This window comes from Dactylosporangium darangshiense (assembly GCF_039537565.1).
In the GTDB taxonomy this organism is placed as follows: domain Bacteria; phylum Actinomycetota; class Actinomycetes; order Mycobacteriales; family Micromonosporaceae; genus Dactylosporangium; species Dactylosporangium darangshiense.
The window spans coordinates 29261-49540 of sequence record NZ_BAABAT010000016.1 but is presented as its reverse complement, the minus strand read 5'-3'; the positions used below and the strand labels follow the sequence as shown (position 1 = coordinate 49540).

At 73.9% G+C, this 20280-nt stretch carries 20 protein-coding genes; 13 read left to right on the top strand and 7 right to left on the bottom strand.

The window, feature by feature from the left end:
• Positions 1 to 79 precede the first annotated feature (79 nt).
• Positions 80 to 1045: a GlxA family transcriptional regulator gene (locus ABD901_RS27370; RefSeq protein WP_345130584.1), complete on the top strand. Its 966-nt coding sequence runs from the start codon at positions 80 to 82 to the stop codon at positions 1043 to 1045.
• Positions 1046 to 1100: 55 nt separating this feature from the next.
• Here the strand turns inward: ABD901_RS27370 and ABD901_RS27365 are convergent, their stop codons facing one another.
• The gene (locus ABD901_RS27365) at positions 1101 to 1607 is read right to left on the bottom strand and encodes a DUF1269 domain-containing protein (protein ID WP_345130582.1); all 507 of its coding nucleotides are present in this window, start codon (positions 1605 to 1607) and stop codon (positions 1101 to 1103) included.
• A gap of 151 nt (positions 1608 to 1758) precedes the next feature.
• Here ABD901_RS27365 and ABD901_RS27360 point away from each other — a divergent pair, with 151 nt between their 5' ends.
• A complete protein-coding gene (locus ABD901_RS27360; protein ID WP_345130580.1) occupies positions 1759 to 2634 on the top strand; it encodes an alpha/beta fold hydrolase in 876 nt (291 codons plus the stop codon).
• Positions 2635 to 2655: 21 nt separating this feature from the next.
• Here the strand turns inward: ABD901_RS27360 and ABD901_RS27355 are convergent, their stop codons facing one another.
• On the bottom strand, positions 2656 to 3624 hold the full coding sequence (locus tag ABD901_RS27355) for a ThuA domain-containing protein (protein ID WP_345130578.1): 969 nt from the start codon (positions 3622 to 3624) through the stop codon (positions 2656 to 2658).
• Positions 3625 to 3869: 245 nt separating this feature from the next.
• On the opposite strand from ABD901_RS27355, the gene ABD901_RS27350 reads away from it, so the two are divergent.
• From ABD901_RS27350 to pqqB, 4 genes are read left to right on the top strand one after another with little or no spacing between them, the layout of a single operon-like run.
• Entirely contained in the window at positions 3870 to 4013 is a 144-nt protein-coding gene (locus tag ABD901_RS27350) for a hypothetical protein (protein ID WP_345130577.1), read from the top strand.
• Positions 3992 to 4702: a pyrroloquinoline-quinone synthase PqqC gene (pqqC, locus tag ABD901_RS27345; protein ID WP_345130574.1), complete on the top strand. Its 711-nt coding sequence runs from the start codon at positions 3992 to 3994 to the stop codon at positions 4700 to 4702. Before ABD901_RS27350 ends, pqqC begins: the two co-directional genes overlap by 22 nt.
• Positions 4699 to 6078, top strand: coding sequence for a pyrroloquinoline quinone biosynthesis protein PqqE (gene pqqE / locus ABD901_RS27340; RefSeq protein ID WP_345130572.1), 1380 nt, complete (start codon positions 4699 to 4701; stop codon positions 6076 to 6078). The genes pqqC and pqqE overlap by 4 nt, the downstream gene beginning before the upstream one ends.
• Positions 6075 to 6914: a pyrroloquinoline quinone biosynthesis protein PqqB gene (gene pqqB / locus ABD901_RS27335; protein ID WP_345130569.1), complete on the top strand. Its 840-nt coding sequence runs from the start codon at positions 6075 to 6077 to the stop codon at positions 6912 to 6914. The genes pqqE and pqqB overlap by 4 nt, the downstream gene beginning before the upstream one ends.
• Here pqqB and ABD901_RS27330 read toward each other — a convergent pair.
• Complete coding sequence (locus ABD901_RS27330; RefSeq protein WP_345130567.1) at positions 6900 to 7544, bottom strand: TetR/AcrR family transcriptional regulator; 645 nt, start codon at positions 7542 to 7544, stop codon at positions 6900 to 6902. The two genes, pqqB and ABD901_RS27330, sit on opposite strands and share 15 nt — an antisense overlap.
• Positions 7545 to 7645: 101 nt before the next feature.
• Here ABD901_RS27330 and ABD901_RS27325 point away from each other — a divergent pair, with 101 nt between their 5' ends.
• Genes ABD901_RS27325 through aroQ form a run of 3 tightly spaced genes read left to right on the top strand, consistent with a single transcriptional unit; the run spans position 7646 to position 8930 of the window.
• Positions 7646 to 8062, top strand: a complete 417-nt coding sequence (locus ABD901_RS27325; RefSeq protein ID WP_345130564.1) for a hypothetical protein — start codon at positions 7646 to 7648, stop codon at positions 8060 to 8062.
• Positions 8063 to 8077: 15 nt separating this feature from the next.
• Positions 8078 to 8452, top strand: coding sequence for a cupin domain-containing protein (locus tag ABD901_RS27320; protein WP_345130562.1), 375 nt, complete (start codon positions 8078 to 8080; stop codon positions 8450 to 8452).
• A 34-nt stretch (positions 8453 to 8486) separates the two neighbouring features.
• On the top strand, positions 8487 to 8930 hold the full coding sequence (aroQ, locus tag ABD901_RS27315) for a type II 3-dehydroquinate dehydratase (protein WP_345130560.1): 444 nt from the start codon (positions 8487 to 8489) through the stop codon (positions 8928 to 8930).
• Here aroQ and ABD901_RS27310 read toward each other — a convergent pair whose 3' ends face one another.
• Positions 8931 to 10844, bottom strand: a complete 1914-nt coding sequence (locus ABD901_RS27310; protein WP_345130558.1) for a sensor histidine kinase — start codon at positions 10842 to 10844, stop codon at positions 8931 to 8933.
• Positions 10845 to 11061: 217 nt separating this feature from the next.
• A complete protein-coding gene (locus ABD901_RS27305; RefSeq protein WP_345130556.1) occupies positions 11062 to 12045 on the bottom strand; it encodes a hypothetical protein in 984 nt (327 codons plus the stop codon).
• Between the two features lie 151 nt (positions 12046 to 12196).
• Between ABD901_RS27305 and ABD901_RS27300 the strand changes: the two genes are divergently transcribed.
• From ABD901_RS27300 to ABD901_RS27285, 4 genes are all read left to right on the top strand, one after another.
• Positions 12197 to 13759 carry an ABC transporter transmembrane domain-containing protein gene (locus tag ABD901_RS27300; protein ID WP_345130898.1) on the top strand — a complete coding sequence of 521 codons (1563 nt, stop codon included), beginning with the start codon at positions 12197 to 12199 and terminating at the stop codon, positions 13757 to 13759.
• Positions 13756 to 15534 carry an ABC transporter ATP-binding protein gene (locus ABD901_RS27295; protein ID WP_345130554.1) on the top strand — a complete coding sequence of 593 codons (1779 nt, stop codon included), beginning with the start codon at positions 13756 to 13758 and terminating at the stop codon, positions 15532 to 15534. Before ABD901_RS27300 ends, ABD901_RS27295 begins: the two co-directional genes overlap by 4 nt.
• 155 nt (positions 15535 to 15689) lie before the next feature.
• Positions 15690 to 16673: a ParB/RepB/Spo0J family partition protein gene (locus ABD901_RS27290; protein WP_345130552.1), complete on the top strand. Its 984-nt coding sequence runs from the start codon at positions 15690 to 15692 to the stop codon at positions 16671 to 16673.
• A gap of 143 nt (positions 16674 to 16816) precedes the next feature.
• Positions 16817 to 17917: a peptidoglycan-binding protein gene (locus ABD901_RS27285; RefSeq protein WP_345130550.1), complete on the top strand. Its 1101-nt coding sequence runs from the start codon at positions 16817 to 16819 to the stop codon at positions 17915 to 17917.
• A gap of 68 nt (positions 17918 to 17985) precedes the next feature.
• Here ABD901_RS27285 and ABD901_RS27280 read toward each other — a convergent pair whose 3' ends face one another.
• Positions 17986 to 19185, bottom strand: a complete 1200-nt coding sequence (locus ABD901_RS27280) for an ABC transporter permease (protein ID WP_345130548.1) — start codon at positions 19183 to 19185, stop codon at positions 17986 to 17988.
• On the bottom strand, positions 19172 to 20266 hold the full coding sequence (locus ABD901_RS27275) for a peptidoglycan-binding protein (protein ID WP_345130547.1): 1095 nt from the start codon (positions 20264 to 20266) through the stop codon (positions 19172 to 19174). The genes ABD901_RS27280 and ABD901_RS27275 overlap by 14 nt, the downstream gene beginning before the upstream one ends.
• Positions 20267 to 20280: the final 14 nt, after the last annotated feature.

Genomic DNA, 20280 nt, shown 5'->3' with positions numbered 1-20280 from the left:
GCGGCGATCGCCGGGCTTTGCGCCATGTCACCCACACATCCGGACATGCCGTGCGCGGCGGCGCGCAACAGTTGGCTGGGTGAGGTCGCATTCGGTGCTGATGGTGCTGTACGACGGGGTCCGGCTCCTCGACGTGACCGGGCCGCTGGAGGTGTTCGCCGTCGCCAACGAGTACGGCGGGCGCTACCGGCTGCGCACCGCGAGCCCGAGCGGGGCGGACGTGCGGGCGACGGCCGGGCTGCGGTTGGGCGCCGACGCCGCCCTCGCGGACGTCGCCGGGCCGCTCGGGACGCTCGTCGTGCCCGGCGCGCCCGACTGGGCGGCCAGCATCGCCGACCGCGCGCTGCTGGAGCAGGTGCGGCGGCTGGCGGGCGCGGCCCGGCGTACCGCATCGGTGTGCGCCGGCGCGTTCCCGCTGGCCGCCGCCGGGCTCCTGGACGGGCGGCGGGCGGCCACGCACTGGAGCCTGACCGGCGAGCTCGCGCGCGCCTTCCCCGGCGTCGACGTCGATCCGGACGCGATCTTCGTGCGGGACGGGCGGGTGTTCACCTCGGCCGGCATCACCGCCGGGATCGACCTGTCGCTGTCGCTCGTCGAGCACGACCTGGGCGCCGAGACCGCCCGGCTGGTCGCCAAGCACCTCGTCGTGTTCATGGCCCGGCCGGGCGGGCAGTCGCAGTTCTCCGTGCGCCTGGGGGCCGGGCGGCCGCGGCACGAGCCGCTGCGGCGGCTGCTCGACGCGATCGCCGAGGACCCGGCCGGCGACCACACCCTCGCGGCGATGGCGGGGCGGGCCGGGGTGAGCGCCCGCCACCTCACCCGGCTGTTCCGCGACGAGCTGGACACCACGCCGGCGGCGTACGTCGCGCGGGCCCGCGTCGAGGCGGCCCGCACGATGCTGGAGGGCGGCACCGACCCGCTCGACGTGGTGGCCCGTCGTGCCGGGCTCGGTTCGGCCGAGACGCTGCGCCGCGCGTTCGCCGCCGCGCTCGGGGTCACGCCGGCGGCCTACCGGGCGCGGTTCGCCTCCACCCGGGGCGGCTGAGGACGGCAAAGAGCCCGGGCGGCCAGGGCCGCCCGGGCTCGTTGTGCCCGCAGGGTCAGGCGGGCTGCAGGTGCGCCGCCGAGATCGCCTCGCGGAGGCGCTGCTCGGCCTCCATGCTGAGCGAGCTGCGCAGCAGGTGCCCGCCGAAGTTGTACGGCGCCATCTCGGCCATCACCTTGTCGACCGTGACCTGGTCGACGAGCAGGAACAGCGCGGCCGTGCCCGGCTCGAGCTCCGAGCCGAGATCCTTCATGAACTTGTCGTCCACGCCGACGTCGGTGGCCTTCCCGGCGAGGGCGCCCGCGCCCGCGCCGACCGCCATGCCGATGAACGGCGCAAGGAACAGCAGCCCGATCAGGCCGCCCCATAGGGCACCGCCGGCCGCGCCCATCGCGGTCGCCGAGCCCGACTGGTGCAGCTTGACCTTGCCGTCCGGCTGACACTCCACCACGGCGGCGTCGCGCACGGAGATGAGGCCCTGGCGCTGCAGGTCCAGGATCTTGTCCCGGGCCGCGTTGGCGGTGGACAGGTCGCGGTAGCCGATCGCAACGAGATCAGACATGGCACCTTCCTCTATCTCGGATCTTCAGGTGCGATACCGCCGGTTCGGTACCGCACCCTGCCAGCGTCGCGGCGCCCGAGCCGACCGGACTCACCTGACCGGGGTGCATCGGGATGGCCGTCGAAACGCCCGCAGCCCGTAAGGTCGGCGTATGACGACGACGCAGACGCATACCCTCGCCCTGCCCGGGGTCGATCTGGTCTACGACGTCCGCGGGCCGCTGCCGCCCGCGGACGGACGGCCCGTGCTGCTCATGATCGGCCAGCCGATGGCGGCCGACGGGTTCACCGAGCTCGCCGGGCACTTCGGCGACCGCACGGTCGTCACCTACGACCCGCGCGGGCTGGGGCGCAGCGCCCGCTCGGACGGGCGGCTGGACCACACGCCGCAGGAGCAGGCCGAGGACCTGCACCGGCTCATCGAGGCGCTCGGCGCGGGGCCGGTCGAGGTGTTCGGCAGCAGCGGCGGCGCGGTCACCGGGATCGAGCTCGTCGCGAGGCATCCGCAGGACGTCGTCACGCTGGTCGCGCACGAGCCGCCCATCAATGTGGTACTCCCCGACGCTGACGGCGCCGCCCGCGCCCGCGCGCGGTTCAACGAGGCGTACGAGGCGAACGGCTTCGGCGCCGGCATGGCGGCGTTCATCGCGATGACCTCGTGGCAGGGCGAGTTCACCGACGCGTACTTCGACCAGCCCGTGCCCGACCCGGCCGCGTTCGGCATGCCGGCCGTCGACGACGGCCGGCGCGACGACCCGCTGCTGTCGCGGCGCTCGTGGGCGGTCACCGACTACCGGCCCGACGCGCAGCGCCTCGCCGCCGTGGCGACCCGGATCGTCGTCGCGGTCGGCGAGGAGTCGGCCGGGACGTACACCGCGCGCACGGCCGAGGGCCTGGCCGCCCTGCTCGGGCGGAGCGCGGCGGTGTTCCCGAGCCATCACGGCGGTTTCCTCGGCGGCGAGTTCGGCTATGCCGGCAAGCCCGCCGAGTTCGCCGCCCGGCTGCGCGAGGTCCTGGCCGCCGGCTGAGCGGCGGCCAGGACCCGCACATCATCGGCAGAACGGTGCGGCGCCCATTGCGGAGCGGATGCCGCCGGTGAGCATCTGCTGGAACTGCGGCGCGCCCGGGAACGCCGAGCCGTCGCTGAAGTCCAGCGCGTCGTGGCCGAGGGTGGTCAGCCAGGCGCGGCCGCCGTCGTAGTACTGGCACCAGGCGACCGGGTGCTCGTCGCCGTGGCCGGGGTGGCCCATCGAGCCGGTCGCGCCCTGGACGAGGCTCTGCTCGTCGACCGTGGCCAGGATGCGCACCCGCGACGGGTACGGCACCAGGTTGTACCACTCGTCCTTGAACTGCCACGTCGGCGGCAGGCCCGCGGTCGACACGTCGCGGCGGTCCACGGTGCGGACCGTGCCGCTCTGGTTGGGGCCGTGGTCGTAGTAGTTGGCCCCGCCGAGCAGGCCCTCGTACCACGGCCAGTTGTACTCCGTGCCGAACGCGTTGTGCACGCCGACGAAGCCCCCGCCGCCGCGCACGTACTGCCGCAGCGAGGTCTGTGCGGCGTCGTCGAGCGTGTCGCGCGACGTGCTGTAGAAGATCACGGCGTTGTACCGGAACAGCTGGCCCGGGCTCGCCAGCTGCGCGACGTCCTCGGTCCAGTCGACCGCGAAGCCGTTCTTCTGCCCCAGCGCGATGATGCCGTTCTGCACGACGTTGGCGGCGCTCAGCGTCGGGTTGAGGCCGGTGCCGAGGGCGGGGCCGAGGTTGGCGTGCCGCGGGCCGGCGGTGCGGGTGTAGAGCAGGACCCGGTAGCCCTTGGCCGGGTCGAAGTTGCCCCAGTCGTGGTAGCAGCGCTCGTCGGTGCCGCGGCAGACGCCGTAGTCGGGGTTGCCGAGCTCGCGGGCGCCGGTGTTGCGCTCCTTCGGGTTCTGCGCCGAGCTGGGCAGCGCGGCGGTCAGGCCGATCACCGCTGTCGCCGCCGCGACGAGGCCGGCGAGCAGCGCGTTACGTCTCCATTGCATGGCGGATGCTCCTTCAGACGGGTTGGAATCCATACGGTCCGTCAGGCGGACCAGTTGTACCGGAAGAAGGCTGGCTCAATATAGGTCCGTACCACTCTCGGCACAAGGATCGGTCTTGTGCCCGGCTTCGGCGCCGGTCTATGGTGCGGAGCAGTAGGACCGCTGAGCGGACCACCGGATGAGGGCGGCATGTCCCCGGCGGCGTTGGGTATCACCGCACAACCCGATCGAGAGGAGCGACCACCGTGTCGAACACCGAACCGAGCAACGCGCCCGCGCGGCCGGCCCGCCGGGCCTGGACCGCACCGCGCGTCGAGTGCCTCGAGACGCGGCCCGAGGTCTCCGCCTACTCCGGCGCTGGTGACCCGTGGTTCCGTCAGCCTCGCTGACCCGGGAGGCGTTCGCCGAGGCCCTGCTGGGCCTCGGCGAGCACTACTGGGATCGGCACCGCTTCCATGTGCGCCTGCACGCCGGCGAGTGCCGGCCCGACGAGCTGCGCTCGTGGGTGGCCAACCGGTGGTACTACCAGCGGTGCCTGGCGCAGAAGAACGCGGCGATCATCGCCGCCTGCCCGCTGCCGGACGTGCGCCGGGCGTGGCTGCCGCGGGTGACGTTCCACGACGGCGAGCAGGACGGCGAGGGCGGCCTCGCCGACTGGCTCGCGCTCGCCGATGCCGTCGGGCTGTCCCGCGAGGAGGTCCTCGACGAGCGGCACGTGCTGCGCGGTGTCCGTTTCGCCGTCGACGGGTACCTGCACTTCTGCCAGACCCGGCCGTGGACCGACGGCGTCGCCGCCGCGCTCACCGAGCTGTTCTCGCCCGAGCTCATGACCGACCGCCTCAACGCCTGGCAGCAGCACTACGACTGGATCAAGCCTGACGGGCTGGCGTACTTCGAGCGGCGCATCCCGGTCGCCCGCGCCGAGAGCGCCGGCACCCTCGAGATGGTCCTCACCCACTGCGACACGGCCGAGCGGCAGGCGGCCGCCCTTACCGCGCTGCGCTTCAAGTGCGACGTGCTCGGCGCGATGCTCGACGCCGTCGACTACGCGGCCATGACCATGCAACCGGCGGCATGAGCGGGCCGGGGCTGGCCCGCGGAGTCCGGCTCGTCCACGACCCGGTGCGGGAGGCCGGCGCGCTGCTGTACCCGGAGGGCGTGCTGCTGCTCGACCCCGTCGCCGCCGATGTCGTGCGGGCGTGCGACGGCCGGCGCGGCACCGACGGCATCGTCGCCGTGCTCGCCCGCGACTACGACGGCGTCGACGCCGGCGACGTGGCAGAGCTCCTGGCCGACCTGCGCGGGCGGCGGCTCCTGGTCGACGGCGGCGCGCCGCCGGCCGAGGGTTCCGCCGGCGCCGTGAGCGCGGACCCGTGGCCGGACGGGCCGCCGCGCCCGACCGGCATGGTCGCCGAGCTGACCTACCGCTGCCCGCTGCGCTGCACGTACTGCTCCAACCCGGTCGACCTGGCGGCGTACCGCGACGAGCTCACCACCGAACAGTGGCGCGACGTGCTCGGCCAGGCCCGCGCCGCCGGCGTGCTGCAGGTGCACCTCTCCGGCGGCGAACCCCTGCTGCGCAACGACCTGCCCGAGCTCGTCGGGCGGGCGAGTGGGCTCGGGATGTACACCAACCTCGTCACGAGCGGCATCCAGCTCGACGCCGGCCGGCTCGCCGCCCTGCTCGACGCCGGCCTGGACCACCTGCAACTGTCCATTCAGGACGCACGCGCGGCCGAGGCGGACGCGATCGCCGGCGGGGCCTTCCACGAGCGCAAGCTCGCCGCGGCCGGGCTCGTGCGCGCCACCGGCATCCCGCTGACCGTCAACGTGGTCCTGCACGCCGCCAACGTGGCCCGGCTGACCGAGATCGCCGACCTCGCCGTGTCGCTCGGCGCCGACCGGCTCGAGCTCGCGCACACCCAGTTCTACGGCTGGGGGCTGCGCAACCGGGCCGCGCTCATGCCGGCCCGCGCTCAGGTCGAAGCCGCCGCGGAGGCCGCCGCCGGCGTGCACCGCCGCCACGGCGACCGGATCGAGATCGTGTACGTGCAGCCGGACTACCACACCGGCGAAGCCAAGCCGTGCATGCAGGGCTGGGGCGCGCGCCAGCTCGTCGTGGCGCCCAACGGCGACGTGCTGCCGTGCCTCGCCGCCGGGCAGCTGCCGGGCCTGGAGGTGCCGTCGGTGCGCCACGCCGGCCTGGCCGCCATATGGCGCGATTCGGCGATGTTCAATGCCTTCCGTGGTACCGCATGGATGCCCGAACCCTGCGCGTCCTGCGCCCTGCGCGAGGTCGACCTCGGCGGCTGCCGCTGCCAGGCGTTCCAGCTCACCGGGGACGCGTCGGCGACCGACCCGGCGTGCCGCTGGTCGCCGCACCACGACACGGTCGCGCGCGCCGCAACCGTCCACGGTGGACGCGAACCGGCCGTGCCGCGGGCGAACCGGTGAGGATCCGCGTCCTGGGCAGCGCGGCCGGCGGCGGCTGTCCACAGTGGAACTGCGCGTGCGACGGCTGCGGGGCGGCCCGCGACGCCGGCGTGGACCGCACCCAGGACGGCGTCGCGGTCAGCGGCGACGGCTCGGCCTGGTACCTGCTCAACGCCTCGCCCGACATCCGCGCGCAGGTGCTCGCCGCGGAGGAGCTGCGGCCCGGCCCGGGGCGGCGCGACACCCCGATCCGCGGCGTGCTGCTCACCACCGCCGAGATCGACCACACCGCCGGGCTGCTCGCCCTGCGCGAGGCAGAGACGCTCACCCTCTACGCGACCGGCACGGTGCTCGGCGCGCTGCCGATCGTGCCGATCCTGAGCCGGTACACCGACCTGCGGCTGCGCGTCCTGCCCGCCGGCGAGCCCGTGCCGCTCGAGGGCGGCCTGACCGTGCGCGCGGCCGTCGTCGGCGCGAAGGTGCCCCGCTACGCCGAGGGCGCAGAGGGCGAGGACTGGGTCTGCGCGCTGCGGCTGCGCGACGAGCGGACCGGGGGCGTGTTCGTGTACGCCACCTGCCTGCCACAGTGGACGGAGGAGTTCGACGAGTTCCTGCGCGGCGCCGACGTCGCGCTGCTCGACGGCACGTTCTGGACCGAGGACGAGCCCGCACTGCGGGCCGGGCTGACCCGCACGCCGCGGCAGATGGGCCACCTGCCGATCACCGACGTCCTGCCGCAGCTGCAGCGCCACGCCGGCACCCGCGTGCTGTTCGGCCACCTCAACAACACCAACCCCCTCGCCGTCGGCGAGGCGCCGGTGGAGGTCGCGCGGGACGGGCAGCTACTGCGGTGCTGAGGCCGACAGGTGCGCCACGATCATGTCGCCGAGCTGGCGGCGGTACTGCTCGCGCCGGCCCGGGTCGACCGGGTCGCGGCCGAAGATCGCCGTGAACGTGTACCGGTTGGCGATGCGGAAGAAGCAGTAGGCGCTGATCGCGAGGTGCACGTCGATGGCGTCGACGTCCTCGCGGAACACCCCGTCGGCGCGGCCCCGCTTGAGGATCTGCTCGATGAGCCGGATCGCCGGGCCGTTGAGCGCGGCCAGGCTGTCCAGCTGCGCGATGTGCTCGCCGCGGTGGATGTTCTCGATGCTCACCAGGCGGATGAAGTCCGGGTTGGCCTCGTGGTGGTCGAACGTGATCTCGGCCAGGCGGCGGATCGCCTCGGCCGGCGGCAGGTGGTCCAGGTTGACCCCGGCCTCGGCCTCGCGGATCTGCGCGTAGGCGCGCTCGAGGACGGCGATGTACAGCTGCTTCTTGCCGCCGAAGTAGTAGTAGATCATCCGCTTGGTCGTGCGGGTCCGCTCGGCGATCTCGTCGACGTGTGCCCCGTCGTAGCCGCGGTCGGCGAACTCCCGCGTCGCCATGTCGAGGATCTCGCGGCGGGTCCGCTCCGCGTCGCGCCGCCGTTCGTCTGGCTGGTTCATCGATTCCTTTCCGCGCCCAGTCTCGCACGGCTCTTGACAGCGTCGTCCCGCCGGGAGCATAACTAACGTACTAGTTCGTACATTACCTGCGGAGCGGCAGCATGCGAACCTCGATCGCCACCGTCTCACTCAGCGGCACGCTCGAGGAGAAACTGGCGGCGGCCGCGCAGGCCGGCTTCGACGGCGTCGAGCTGTTCGAGAACGACGTCGTCACCAGCGCGGCCCGCCCGGCCGGCATCCGGCGCCGGATCGAGGACCTCGGGCTGCGCGTCGAGCTGTACCAGCCGCTGCGCCACTCCGCCAGCGTCGAGGTCGCCGACCCCTACGGCCTGGTCCGCAGCCGCGCGGCCGCTTCGCCGTCGGGCGCCGTGTGCCTGCTGCTGAGCGTGCCCGCGCTCGGCGGCGGCCGGCTGCCCGAGGCCGCCGACTACCAGCACATCGCCTTCGCCTGCACCGACATCTTCGCCGCCGCCGTGGACCTGCGGGTGCCACACCGCCCTCGCCGGTCTCACCCCTGACTCTGGAGGCCCCCCGTGATCCATGTCATCGACCCCTTCAGCCAGGCCCAGCCCGCCTGGCTGGGCCTGGACGACGCCGGCTTCCGCCGCAAGGTCTACAAGGTCGTCGACGAGCGCCTGCACGGCAGCGAGTTCCTGACCAGCGGCCTGACCATCTTCGAGCCCGGCGAGGCAAGCTCGCTGCACAACCACCCCGACTCCGAGGAGATCAACTTTATCGTCCGCGGCTCCGGCGAGGTCGTCACGGCCGACGGCACCCGCACCCCGTTCGCCGCGCACACGTTCATGTACATCCCGAAGGGCGCGCACCACCAGCACGTCAACACCGGCCGCGAGCCGCTCTGGCTGGTCTTCGTCTACGGCCCGCACGGTATGCTGCCGACGAACTGACGTCTGCCCGTCCCGTGAGAGGCAGGAGCGCGAAATGCCCCGCCGGCTGCTCCTGCTCAACGGCCCGAACCTCAACCTGTTGGGGTTCCGCGAGCCGGAGCGCTACGGCACCACCACCTTGGCGGAGATCGAGGACACGGTCACCAAGGCCGCCGCCGACCACGACCTGGCCGTGCGAGCGTTGCAGAGCAACCACGAGGGCGTGTTGATCGACGCCCTGCACGAGGCCCGCACCACGTGCGCCGCGGTCATCTTCAACCCCGGCGCTTTGGCACACACGTCGATCGCGCTGCGCGACGCCGTCTCAGCGGTGTCCCTGCCGACGGTCGAGGTCCACATCACGAACATCCACCGCCGCGAGCCCTTCCGCCACCACTCCTACATCGCCGAGGTGGCCGACGCCGTCATCGCCGGCGCCGGCCCTCTGGGCTACGTTCTCGCGGTCACGTACCTGGCCCAGACCCTGGAACGCGCCTGATCACGGGGTTGTCGCAGCGAGGGGCAGGCGCACGTCGAGGCGAGTGCCGCGGCCGGGCGGACTGTCCAGGGTCAGCTCGCCGCCCAGGGCCTCCACCCGGTCGGTCAAGCCGATGAGGCCCGTGCCGTGGTCCAGCTCGGCGCCCCCGACGCCGTCATCGACGATCGACAGGTCGAGGTGGTCGTCGCGGATGGCCACGTGTACCGAGACGACGGTCGCCTGGGCGTGCTTCGCGGCGTTGGTCAGCGCCTCCGCCACCACGTAGTACGCGGCCACCTCCACAGACTCCGGCAGCCGGGCATCGAGCCGGACGTCCAGCTGCACCGCCACACCGCAACGGCGGGCCAGCGCAAAGAGCGCGGGCCGCAGGCCACTGTCGGTCAGGATCGCCGGGTGCACGCCGCGGGACAGCTCCCGCACCTCGTCGACGGTCCCGGCGAGGCCGGCAGCGACCGCCGACAGCTGCTCCCGAACCTGGGGGAGCCCGCTCGGCAGGCTGTCCTGGGCTTGGCGGACGTCGAGCCCCAGCGAGATGAGCCGCTGCTGGACCCCGTCGTGCAGGTCGCGTTCGATCCGGCGCCGCGCCTGGTCCGCGGCGAGCACGAACCGCGCCCGCGAGGCGAGCAGGTCGCCGCGGGCCTGGGCGTTGGCGATGGCGGCGACGATCAGGTCGACGCACTCGGTGAGCCGTGCCTCGGCATCGCCCGACGTGGGCTCATCGCGGGTTGTCCCGGAGGCCACCACGCCCCACAGCCGGCCCTCGACGTGGATCGGTGCGCCCACCGCCGCGCGGATGCCGCGCTGCTGCAGGTGGCCGGCAAGAGCTCCGGTGGCCTCGGCGAAGTTGTCGATGCGGGCGGTCCGGCCCGTCCGCTGCACCATCGCCGCGATGTTGCAGCCCTCCAACGGCACCTGCGCGCCAACCGGCAGGTCCAGATCGGCGCCTTCCCAGCTCGCGACGACCGTGCCGGTGCCGTCCGGCTCGAAGCGCAGGATCCGCACCGACTCGGTGGCGATCAACCGACCCAGCTCAGCGGCGACGGCGGCCATCACGTCGGCCGGCGGGGCACCCGTCGCCACGAGCGTGGCGACCCGCCGTAGAGCGGTCTGCGTCGCGGCGAGCTCGGCCAGCTCCAGGTGGCTGCGCTCGAGCGATGCGGCCATGACGTTGAAGGAGCGCTCCAGCCGGCCGATCTCGGCGGCGCCGGTTTCAGGGAGCCTCGTGCCGAGGTCACCGCCGGCGAGCTGGTCGGCCATGACGGCCGCCCGGCGGATCGGCTGGACCATGATCCGCGTCTGGTACCACCCGACGACGGCGATGACCAGCGCCGATCCCGCCAAGCCGCCGACAACCGCGAAGGCCGCCCGTTCGGCCATCCGGTCGGCATGCACGTCACGGGCGACGACGATCTGCCGCTCGGTCACCGTGAGGGCCTGGGTCTCCTGATGCAACTCGGCGATTCGGCGATCGCCTTCCTGCATCGTCGCCACATCCCGCGCAGTGGCATTGCCCTCTCGTGCCGCGTTCATGACCGGCACCGAGTAGTCGTCGACGTAGGACCGGGCCATCTGGATCACGCGCTGAGCAGGGCCCCGCTCCTGCGGCAATGTGGCGGTCTGCTCCAGGCGGTCGGTCATCCTGGGCATGTCCGCCACGGCGGCCTGCCAGCCGGCGGCATAGCTTGTGTCCCCGGTGACGAGGTACTTGAGCTGCCTCGTCTGCGCCTCGACAGCGATCCGCTGGACATCGTCGACCGCCGCGAAGACCTGTTGGGCGTGGTGAGTCACGCGGGCTGTCATGCGAAAGTCGTTGATCGAGAAGAGCAGGGCGCCGAACGCACAGCCGACCATGAGCAACAGCGCGCCGGTGGCCAGCACCATACGGCTGATCAGTCCACCCTTGGTACGGTTCATGCCCGCCCCTCCGTTCGAGATTAGCGCTCAACCACCCCGGGCTACGACCGAGATCGGCCGGCGGCCGTCATGGTTTCGGCCCGCAGGCGGCCCTGGAGGAGGACCTGGAGCCGCAGGACGAGGCGCGGCGCCCGCACGGCCTGGCCGCCGTCGCCGCCGCGGACCGATCGCCCGCGACTTCTACGCCGAGTTGGACAACGCCGGCCCCGCCGAGGCGCTACGCCGGGCCACCGCCGCCCTCGCCGCCGCCGAGCCGCGCTAACCCAGCTTCTGGGCCGGGCACGTCCACGTCGGCGCCTGACGGCCGGGCCGGCGCCGCCCGCCGGACGAACGCCGCCGCCAGGACCGCGCCGCCGGCGAGGGCGCCGAGGACGAGCGGCGCGCCGTACATGAGCCCGGGGAACATGCCGACGTCGGGCATGCCGGCGCCGAGGTAGGCGACGCAGCCGCCCAGCGCGGCGAGCGCCGCCACGGCCACCAGCGCCAGCGGGTGCCATGAGCGTCGCCGGGCCGACGCGACCGCGCCGGCGGCGAGGACGCCCAGCGCGACGAAGCCCGCGACGTAGGGCGCCGGATCGGGCGGCGGCGGGTCGGTGGCGAGGCGCGGCACCGGGTCGAGGAAGCAGCAGCCCTCGCCGGAGTCCGGGCTGCCGATGCGCCGCCACGCGCCGCCCGGGTCGCGGCGCAGCAGCCCGTCCCGCCCGTTGGCGACGTAGACGACGTGCCCGCCGGCGACGGTGTGCACGACGACGGACCTGGAGGCGAGGTGCTCGGCCGGGTCGCCGAGCTTCGGGTAGGTGCGCACCAGGTTCTCGTACGCCGGCCCGGTCACCTGCCACGCCGTCGCCCACGTCCGCCCGCCGTCGCCGCTGCCCTCCACCCGCAGCGCGTCGCCGGCGGCGCGGTAGCAGGCGTCGCCGGCGCACCCCTGCGCCTGCGGGCCGCCCGGCGCCTCGGCCCCGTCGCCCTCCATCGAGGTCACGTTCCCGTCGTCGGTCACCACCCAGGCGAGGTCACGCGCGTAGCCCCGGGTGTGGGTGTGCACGACGACCTCGCCCGGCCGCGCGCCGTCGACGACGGACGTCACCTCGCCGATCCCGTTCAGGTTCTGCTGCGCGATGCCCGCCGTGCAGGCGCGCAGCCCGAGCGTGGCCAGCGCGATGCCGGCCAGCCAGAGCAGCACGAACCCCCGTTTGCGCATGCGGCAAGGATCGCAGCGTTCAGTCACGGAATCGGATCGATATCATCGCGGGATGACGGCCGCGCCGACGACGCCGGCCGGGTACCTGTGGTGGCTCGTCACCCGGCAGCGCGCCCGGGTCGCGGCCGGCGCGCTGCTCGGCAGCGCCTGGATGGTGTGCCTGATGCTGCCCCCGTACTTCATGTCGCGCGCCATCGACGACGGCCTCACGGGCCGGGACCGGGCGGCCCTGCTCGGCTGGTCCGGCGCGCTGCTCGGCGTCGTGGTCCTCCTGGCCTGGCTGGGCATCCTGCGCCACCGCACGATGAGCCGCGTCCGGCGCGACGCGTTCATGCGCACCGCCGCCGCGGTGGTGCGGCAGGAGACCCGGCTCGGCGCGTCCCTGCCGCGCCGGATGCACACCGGCGACGTGGTGGCGGTCGGCTACGGCGACGTCGCGATGATCTCCAACATCCTGACCATCACCGGCCCCGGCGTCGGCGCCGTGCTGGCCTACGCCGTCGCCGCGGGCCTGCTGCTGTCGGTGTCCGTGCTCCTCGCCGCCGTCGTGCTGATCGGCGTGCCGGTCCTGGCGTTGCTCGTCGGACCGCTCTTCGGGCGGCTGCAGCGCGTCGAGTCGGCCTACCGGGAGTACGAGGGCGGCATCACGGTGCAGCTCGTGGACCTTGCGCACGGTGCGCGCATCCTCGGCGGCCTCGGCGGCGCCGCGGTGTTCCTCGAGCGCTACCGGGCGGCGCTGCGGCAGCTGCGCGCCGAGGGCTACCGCGTCGGCGGCGTCGCCAGCTGGATCCAGGCCCTCGCGGCCGGCCTGCCGACCGTGTTCGTCGCCGGGGTGGCGTGGCTGGCCGCCCGCGCCGCGGCCACCGGGGCGATCTCGCCGGGCGACCTGGTTGCCGTCTACGGGTACGCGTCCGTGCTCACCGTCCCGGTCGCGTTCTTCATCGAAGGCGGGCAGGACCTCAGCCTCGGCGTGGTGCGGGTCCGGCGGGTGGTGCGGTTCCTGGCTCTCGAGCCCGACCGGGCGCCCGGCGACGCCGCACCGCCGCCGGAACCCGCGCCCCTGGCGGACCCGGACTCGGGCGTGCAGGTGCTGCCCAGCACGTTGACGGCGCTGGTGAGCGCCTCGGGCGCGGCGTCGGCGGAGGTGGTCGACCGGCTGGCCGGGTTCGTTTCGTCCGGGGCGATGTGGGGAGGTGTACCCCTGGAACGGATCGACGCGACGCACCTGCGCGAGCGGCTTCTGGTCGCCGACAACGACGCGCACCTGTTCGCCGGCCCGCTGCGCGACGTCGTCTCCGGCCGCGGTGACCACGACGACGCCGCCGTGCGCGCGGCACTCGAGGCGGCCGCCGCGACGGACATCGTCGCCGGCCTGGACACGGCCGTCGAGCCGCAGGGCCGCAACCTCTCCGGCGGGCAGCGCCAGCGCGTGCGCCTGGCCCGGGCGCTGCTGGCCGACCCCGAGGTGCTCCTCGCCGTCGAGCCCACCTCCGCGCTCGACGTGCACACCGAGGCCCTCGTCGCCGACCGGCTGCGGGCCGCGCGCGAGGGGCGGACCACGGTCGTGACGAGCACCTCGCCGCCGCTGCTGGAGCGCGCCGACGTCGTGCACTACCTCGTCGACGGGCGGGTGGCGGCCTCCGGGCACCACCGCGACCTGCTGGCCGGGCATCCGGGCTACCGGGCCCTGGTGTCGCGCGGCGAGGCCGAATGAGCCTCCCGGTGGCGACGACCGCGCAGGTGCGCCGGGCCGCCGCAGCCCTCGTCCGGTCCGACGCGGCCACGTTCGCGCTCACGGTCCTCGCCGTCGGCCTCGCCACCGGCGCCGGCCTCGTCGCGCCGTGGCTGATCGGGCGCATCATCGACGACGTCGTCGCGGGCGGGCACGACGTCGCCGCCGTCGACCGCGCGGCGCTGCTCATCGTCGCCTGCGCCCTCGCCCAACTCGTCCTCGCGCGGCTGGGCCGGCGCGCCGGCTTCCGCTTCGGCGAGCGCGCCCTGCTGCGCATCCGTCAGCGGTACCTCGAACGCGTCCTCGCCCTGCCCACCGCGATCGTGGAGCGGGCCGGCGCCGGCGAGATCGCCGCCCGTGGGACCGGCGACGTCGGCGCGGTCGCCCGGACGCTGCGCGACGCCGGCCCGGACGTGCTCGTCGCCGCCGTGCACGCGGCCGGCATCTTCGCCGCCGTCCTTGTCGTCAGCCCGCTGCTCGGCGCCTGCGGCCTGCTCGGGCTGCTCGGCTGCTTCCTGGTCACGCGCTGGTACCTGCGCCGCGCCCGCCCCGCCTACCTCGCCGAGGCCGCCGCGCAGGCCACCCTCGCCGAGGTGGTCGCGGCCACCGCGGCGGGCGCCCGCACGGTCGAGGCCCTCGGCCTGCAGGAGCGCCGTAACGCCGTAGCCGCCGCCGCGATCCGGGACTGCCGCGACGCCCAGGAGCGCACGCTCGCCCTGCGCACCGTGTTCCTGCCGGCCGTCGAGATTGCCGCAGCGGTACCCGTGGTCGCGGTCCTTCTCCTCGGCGGCGCCCTGCTGATGCGCGACGCCGTCACCGTCGGCACCGTCGTGGCAGCGGCCCTGTACCTGCGCCAGCTCTCGCAGCCGCTGGACGCCCTGACGCTGTGGGCCGAGCCGCTACAGCGCGGCACCGCCGCGTACGCCCGCGTCGAGGGCGTCGGCGTCACCCCGGACACGGTTTCGCCCACCGGCGAGACCCCGGACGGCGACCGCGTCGACGTCGACGGCGTGCACTTCGCCTACGACGCCGGCCACGACGTGCTGCACGGCGTGAGCCTCGTCGTCCGCCCCGGAGAGCGCCTCGCCGTCGTCGGCCCGTCCGGCGCCGGCAAGACCACCCTCGGCCGCCTCCTCGCCGGCCTCGACACCCCGCGCACCGGCACCGTCGCCGTCGGCGGCGTCCCGGTCGCCCGCATCGCCCCAGAGGTGCGCCGGCGCCACATCCTGCTCGTCACCCAGGAGCACCACGTCTTCCACGGCACCGTGCGCGACAACCTGCGCATCGCCCGCCCCGCCGCCACCGACGCCGAGATGCTGGCCGCCCTCGACGGCGTCGGCGCCGACTGGGCACATGCCCTGCCCGACGGCCTCTCCACCGAGGTCGGCGAGGCCCGCCACCGCCTGGACGCGGCCCAGGCCCAGCACCTCGGTCTGGCCCGCGTGATCCTCGCCGACCCGCACCTGGTCATCCTCGACGAGGCAACGGCCCTGTTCGACCCGGTCGCGGCGCGCCACACCGAGCGCGCCCTGGCCGCGGTCCTGCACGGCCGCACGGTCATCGCCATCGCGCACCGCCTGCACACGGCCCGCGACGCGGACCGCATCGCCGTGCTGGAGTCCGGCCGCCTGACCGAGCTCGGCACCCACGAGGACCTCCTGGCCGCCGGCGGCCCGTACGCCCGCCTGTGGCACTCCTGGCACGGTGGTGCCGAGCGGCACGTCGTGACGAAGCCCGTGGGCTCCCCCCAAAAGTAGTGGGTGCGGTACCCGATATCGGCGGTTGTGCAGCGCGCGGAGCTCTCCCTCGAAAGAGACGGTGAATCCACTCTTTTTGGGGAGGCGCCTCCCGGATGGCCCGACCATGCTCGACGACGCACACGCCATGTTGCGTTCACGTCGGGGGAGCAACCGTGGAACAACAGCAGTGCGAAGCCTCGGCGCCCGAGGAGGGCGACGATCCGGTCGCCTGGTCGGAGCCCCAGTGGCTGCCGGTGGACTCGCTGTTACCGGCCGACTCGCCCCGTCAGGCGGGCGAGGACGTCGAGCACATGAAGATGCTCGCCGCCGTCGAAGCCGAGCTGCCCGCGATCATCGTGCACCGGCCGACCATGCGGGTGATCGACGGTATGCACCGCCTCGGCGCCGCCCGGTTGCGCGGCGAGGACATGGTGCAGGTGCGCTTCTTCGACGGCACCGAGCAGGAGGCGTTCGTCCTCGCGGTGCGGTCGAACGTCTCGCACGGGCTGCCGCTGTCGCACGAGGACCGCACCCGGGCCGCGGAGCGGGTCATCGGCTCGCACCCGGGCTGGTCAGACCGCGCGATCGCCGCCATCGTCGGGCTCGGCTCCCGGACGGTGGGCGTCATCCGGCGGCGGCTGCAGCGGGAGCGTAACGCCGTCGAGGTGACGATCCGCACCGGCCGTGACGGGCGCTCCCGGCCGCTCAACAACGCCGAGGGCAGGCTGCGGGCCTCGGAGCTGATCCGCACACGGCCGGACGCGTCGCTACGCGAGATCGCGCAGGAGGCCGGCGTTTCGCCGTCCACCGTTCGCGACGTGCGGCTGCGCATCGAGCGCGGCGAGGACCCGGTGCCGAAGGCCCGTCGGCGGCGCAAGGGCGGGCCGACGGCGGAGGCCGAGCGGCCGGTGGGTCAGGACCTCGTCGCCATGCTGCGAGGCCTGCAGACGGATCCGGCGCTGCGTTTCAGCGAGTCGGGCCGGGGGCTGCTGCGCTGGGTCCTGTCGCACGCCATCAGCGCCGAGGACTGGGTCGACGTCGCCGACAAGGTGCCGCCGCACTGCACGTACATCATCGCCGACCTCGCCCACGCCTGCGCCGCGGAATGGCGCCAGCTCGCCGGGGACCTGGAGGCCCGCGGCGCCGAGCAGGCCTGACACGCGCGGGCCCGAGCCCAAAATGGGGGGCACTGCCTGCCACTATTTGGGGAAGCGCCGATCCGTGCGCCGGACGAGGCTGTCTCCATGAGCCAGTCTCGCCGACCATCGTCGGATCGAATCGGAGCGCAGGAGCGGATGACGTGAATCGCAAACGCAGCGCGGTGCTGGCCGGGGTCGCGCTGGCCGGCCTTGCGGGCGCCGGCGCCGGCGCAGTGGTCTACCAGGGCCGGACGGGCAACCCGCAGCAGGCCTCGACCGATGCGCCGACCTCGACCACCGCGGTCGTCACCAGCGACGTGCTGCGGCGGCAGAACGTCAGCGGCACCCTCGGGCGATCCGGGTCGTTCACGGTGATCGCGCCCGGCCAGGGAACGCTGACCTGGCTGCCGGCCGTCGGCGCCGTCGTCGGGCGCGGCAAGCCGGCCTACGAGGTCGACGGCAAGCCGGTCATCCTGCTCTTCGGCGATCGCCCGCCGTGGCGGGCGCTGCAGTCCGGCATGACGGACGGCGCCGACGTGCGGCAGCTCGAGGACAACCTGCGGGCCCTCGGCTACGGCGCCGGCCTGACCGTCGACCAGCATTTCTCGTCGGCCACCTACTGGGCGATCCGGCGCTGGCAGAAGGACTCGGGCCTGGCCGTCACCGGCACCGTCCCGCTCGGCCAGGTCGTCTTCGTCGCCGGCGCCGTCCGCGTCTCGAGCGCCGAGATGCGCGCGGGCAGCGCCGTCGGGCCCGGGCAGGTCGTCGAGCGCGCCACCAGCGAGCAGCGCGCGATCACCACCAACCTGACGACCGGCGTCCTGCAGTGGGCGCACGTCGGCGACCCGGTCGTGGTGACCCTGCCGGACGACAGCAAGAAGACCGGCACCATCACGTCGATCGGCGCGGTCGCGCAGGCGAGCACCAGCAGCGGCGGCCCGGGCCAGAACGGCGGGTCGAACGCCCAGCCCACCGCGCCCGTCGTCATCACGCTGACCGGCGAGGTGAGCGGCGTGCTCGAGGACGCGCAGGTGCAGGTCGGCGTCACCGTCACGGCGCACCGCGGCGTGCTCGCCGTGCCCGTGCCGGCCCTGCGGGCGTTGCCGCACGCCGCGTACGAGGTGCTGGTCGTCGACGGCGCGCAGACCCGCCACGTGCCCGTCCAGGTGGGCATCTTCGACCAGGTCACCGGCCTCGTCGAGGTCAGCGGCGACGGGCTCGCAGCCGGCCAGCGGGTCGCGGTACCGAACGAACAGTCCTGAACCGACGACAAACAGCGCCGCCGCGAGTTCCCGGACTCGCGGCGGCGCTGTTTGTTTGGGCCGAACCCTCAGGCCGTGCGCAGGGCATCGGTCGGGGGGAGGTGCGCGGCCCGCAACGCCGGGTAGAGGCCCGCGATGGCGCCGGCCGCGATCGACACCAGCAGCCCGCCGTACAGCGCCTCGGGCGGGATGAGGGTCGTCCAGCCGCGGTACACCGACATCCCGAGCGTCACGCCGGCGCCGATGGCGATGCCGGCGATGCCGCCGAGGGTGGCGAGGATCAGCGACTCGGTGAGGAACTGCGCCGCGACGTGACCCCTGGTGGCGCCCAGCGCCCGGCGCAGGCCGATCTCGGTGCGCCGCTCCAGCACGGCGATGACCATGACGTTCGCGATGCCGATCGCGCCGACCAGCAGTGCGATCGCGCCCAGGCCGAGGATCAGGCCGGCGCCCGACTGCTTGACCTGCAGCTGGGCGGTGAGGGCGTCCGACGGCCGGCTCACCGCGACCCGCGACGGGTCCTCCGGGTTCGCCGCCGAGCCCAGCAGGCCGGCGACACCGGCGGTGTACTCGGTGTCGGAGCGCACATAGATGCGGCTCGGGTGGCCGTTGTACCCCAGCAGGTGCTCGGCCGACTGGAACGACACGATCGCGGCCTGGTCGATCTCGGGTGCGAGCGTGAACGGCTTGAGAATGCCGACCACGTTGTACCAGTGACCCCCGACCCAGACGCGGTCGTTCCCGCTGACGTCGGTGATGCCCAGCGTCGTGGCCGCCGAGTAGCCCAGCACCGTGACGGGGGAGTCGTCGTTGCTGATGAACCTGCCGGCCAGCAGCGACCCGTCGAGCGTGCCGAGCAGCGCCGCGTCGGCCGCGCGCACCGAACGGCCGCCGGTGCGCCCGGCCGCGATGTGGTCGTTGCGGTACACGTTGACGCTCGCCAGCTTGGCGGTGGGCGCCACGGACTGCACGTGCGGCAGCTCGCGGATCATCGAGGTGGCCGTCGTCGGCAGGATCTGCTCCGCGCCCTGGCCGGAGGTGCCGTTGGCGACGGTGAGCAGGTTGGTGCCGAGCTGGTCCAGCTGCGCCAGCAGCGCCGACTGGCTGGAGCGGGTGACCCCGAGCACGGACACGATCGAGGCGATGCCGATGGCGATGCCGAGCCCGGACAGCAGCGCCCGCATCTTGCGCGAGCGCAGCCCGAGCGAACCGGTCGGCACCAGGTCCGCGGTGCGCAGCGTGCTGCGCGGCACGTCATGCGTCGTCACGCGGAACCTGCACCTTCTGGCCCTCGGTCAGGCCCTCACCGCTGATCTCGGCCGTGCCCGCAAGGTCGTCGAAGAGCCCGACCTGCACCGGGACGCGGCGGGTGGTGGCCCCGTCGATCACGATCACCTCGTACTTTCCGTCGGAAACTGAGTTGAGTGCCGCGATGGGCACGGTGAGCACGTTGGGGTGCGTCGCGCGGACGACCCAGATCTGGACACTGGCCTGGTCGACGAAGCCGGTCGCCTGGCCCTCGAGGCGGACGGTGACCGCGGCCGTGGTCTGCGGCTGGCTGTTGCCGCCACCGCCGCCACCGCCGCTGCCGGCGGACGTCGTGGTGGCGCCGATCGCGGTCACCTTGCCGTTGCGGGTCTTGCCGTCGGGCAGGGTCACCACGACCGGGGTGTCCACCTTGATCCAGCCCAGCTGCTGCGTCGAGGCGTTGAGGTTGACGGCCGGTTCGTTGCTGGTGCCGTACTCCACCGGCCCGCCCGGCTGCACCTGCGCGCCGAGCTGCAGCTCGTGCCCGCTGATGCGGACCGCGCCGGGCATGAACGTGATCTGCCCGGGCTGGATCGTGCCGGTGACCGTCACGTGGATGGCCGACTGCCACCGGCGGATCGCGGTGTAGGTCGCGCTGGTGAACTTCTGGTCGACGGTCAGCCCCTGGCCGTAGCCCATGTCGCGCAGGTTGGTCTCCAGCTGCTGGATGTCGACCCCGTCGCTCATGCCGGACCCGAACGCCCGCCACACGGAACGGGCCCCGTACATCAGCGTCACGCGCTGGCCGTCGACCTCGTACAGGGCGTCGCCGCGGTTGACGACGGTGCCGACGGGCGGCAGCGAGGTCAATGTGCCCGGACCCGAGCCCGCGACCACGTACGAGCCGGAGTATCCGAGGGTGCCGGTGACGAACTGCCGCTCCGAGATGGTCTTGCGGGTCACATCGGCGGTGGACGTGCTCACGGAGGTCGGCACGGGCGGGCCCTCGTGGTGCCCCAGCGGCTGGGCGGTCACCATGCCCGCCACACCGGCAACGCCGGCGAGGGCGACGCCGGTCACGACCTTCGTCGCTCGGCTCACGGCCACCACCCCGC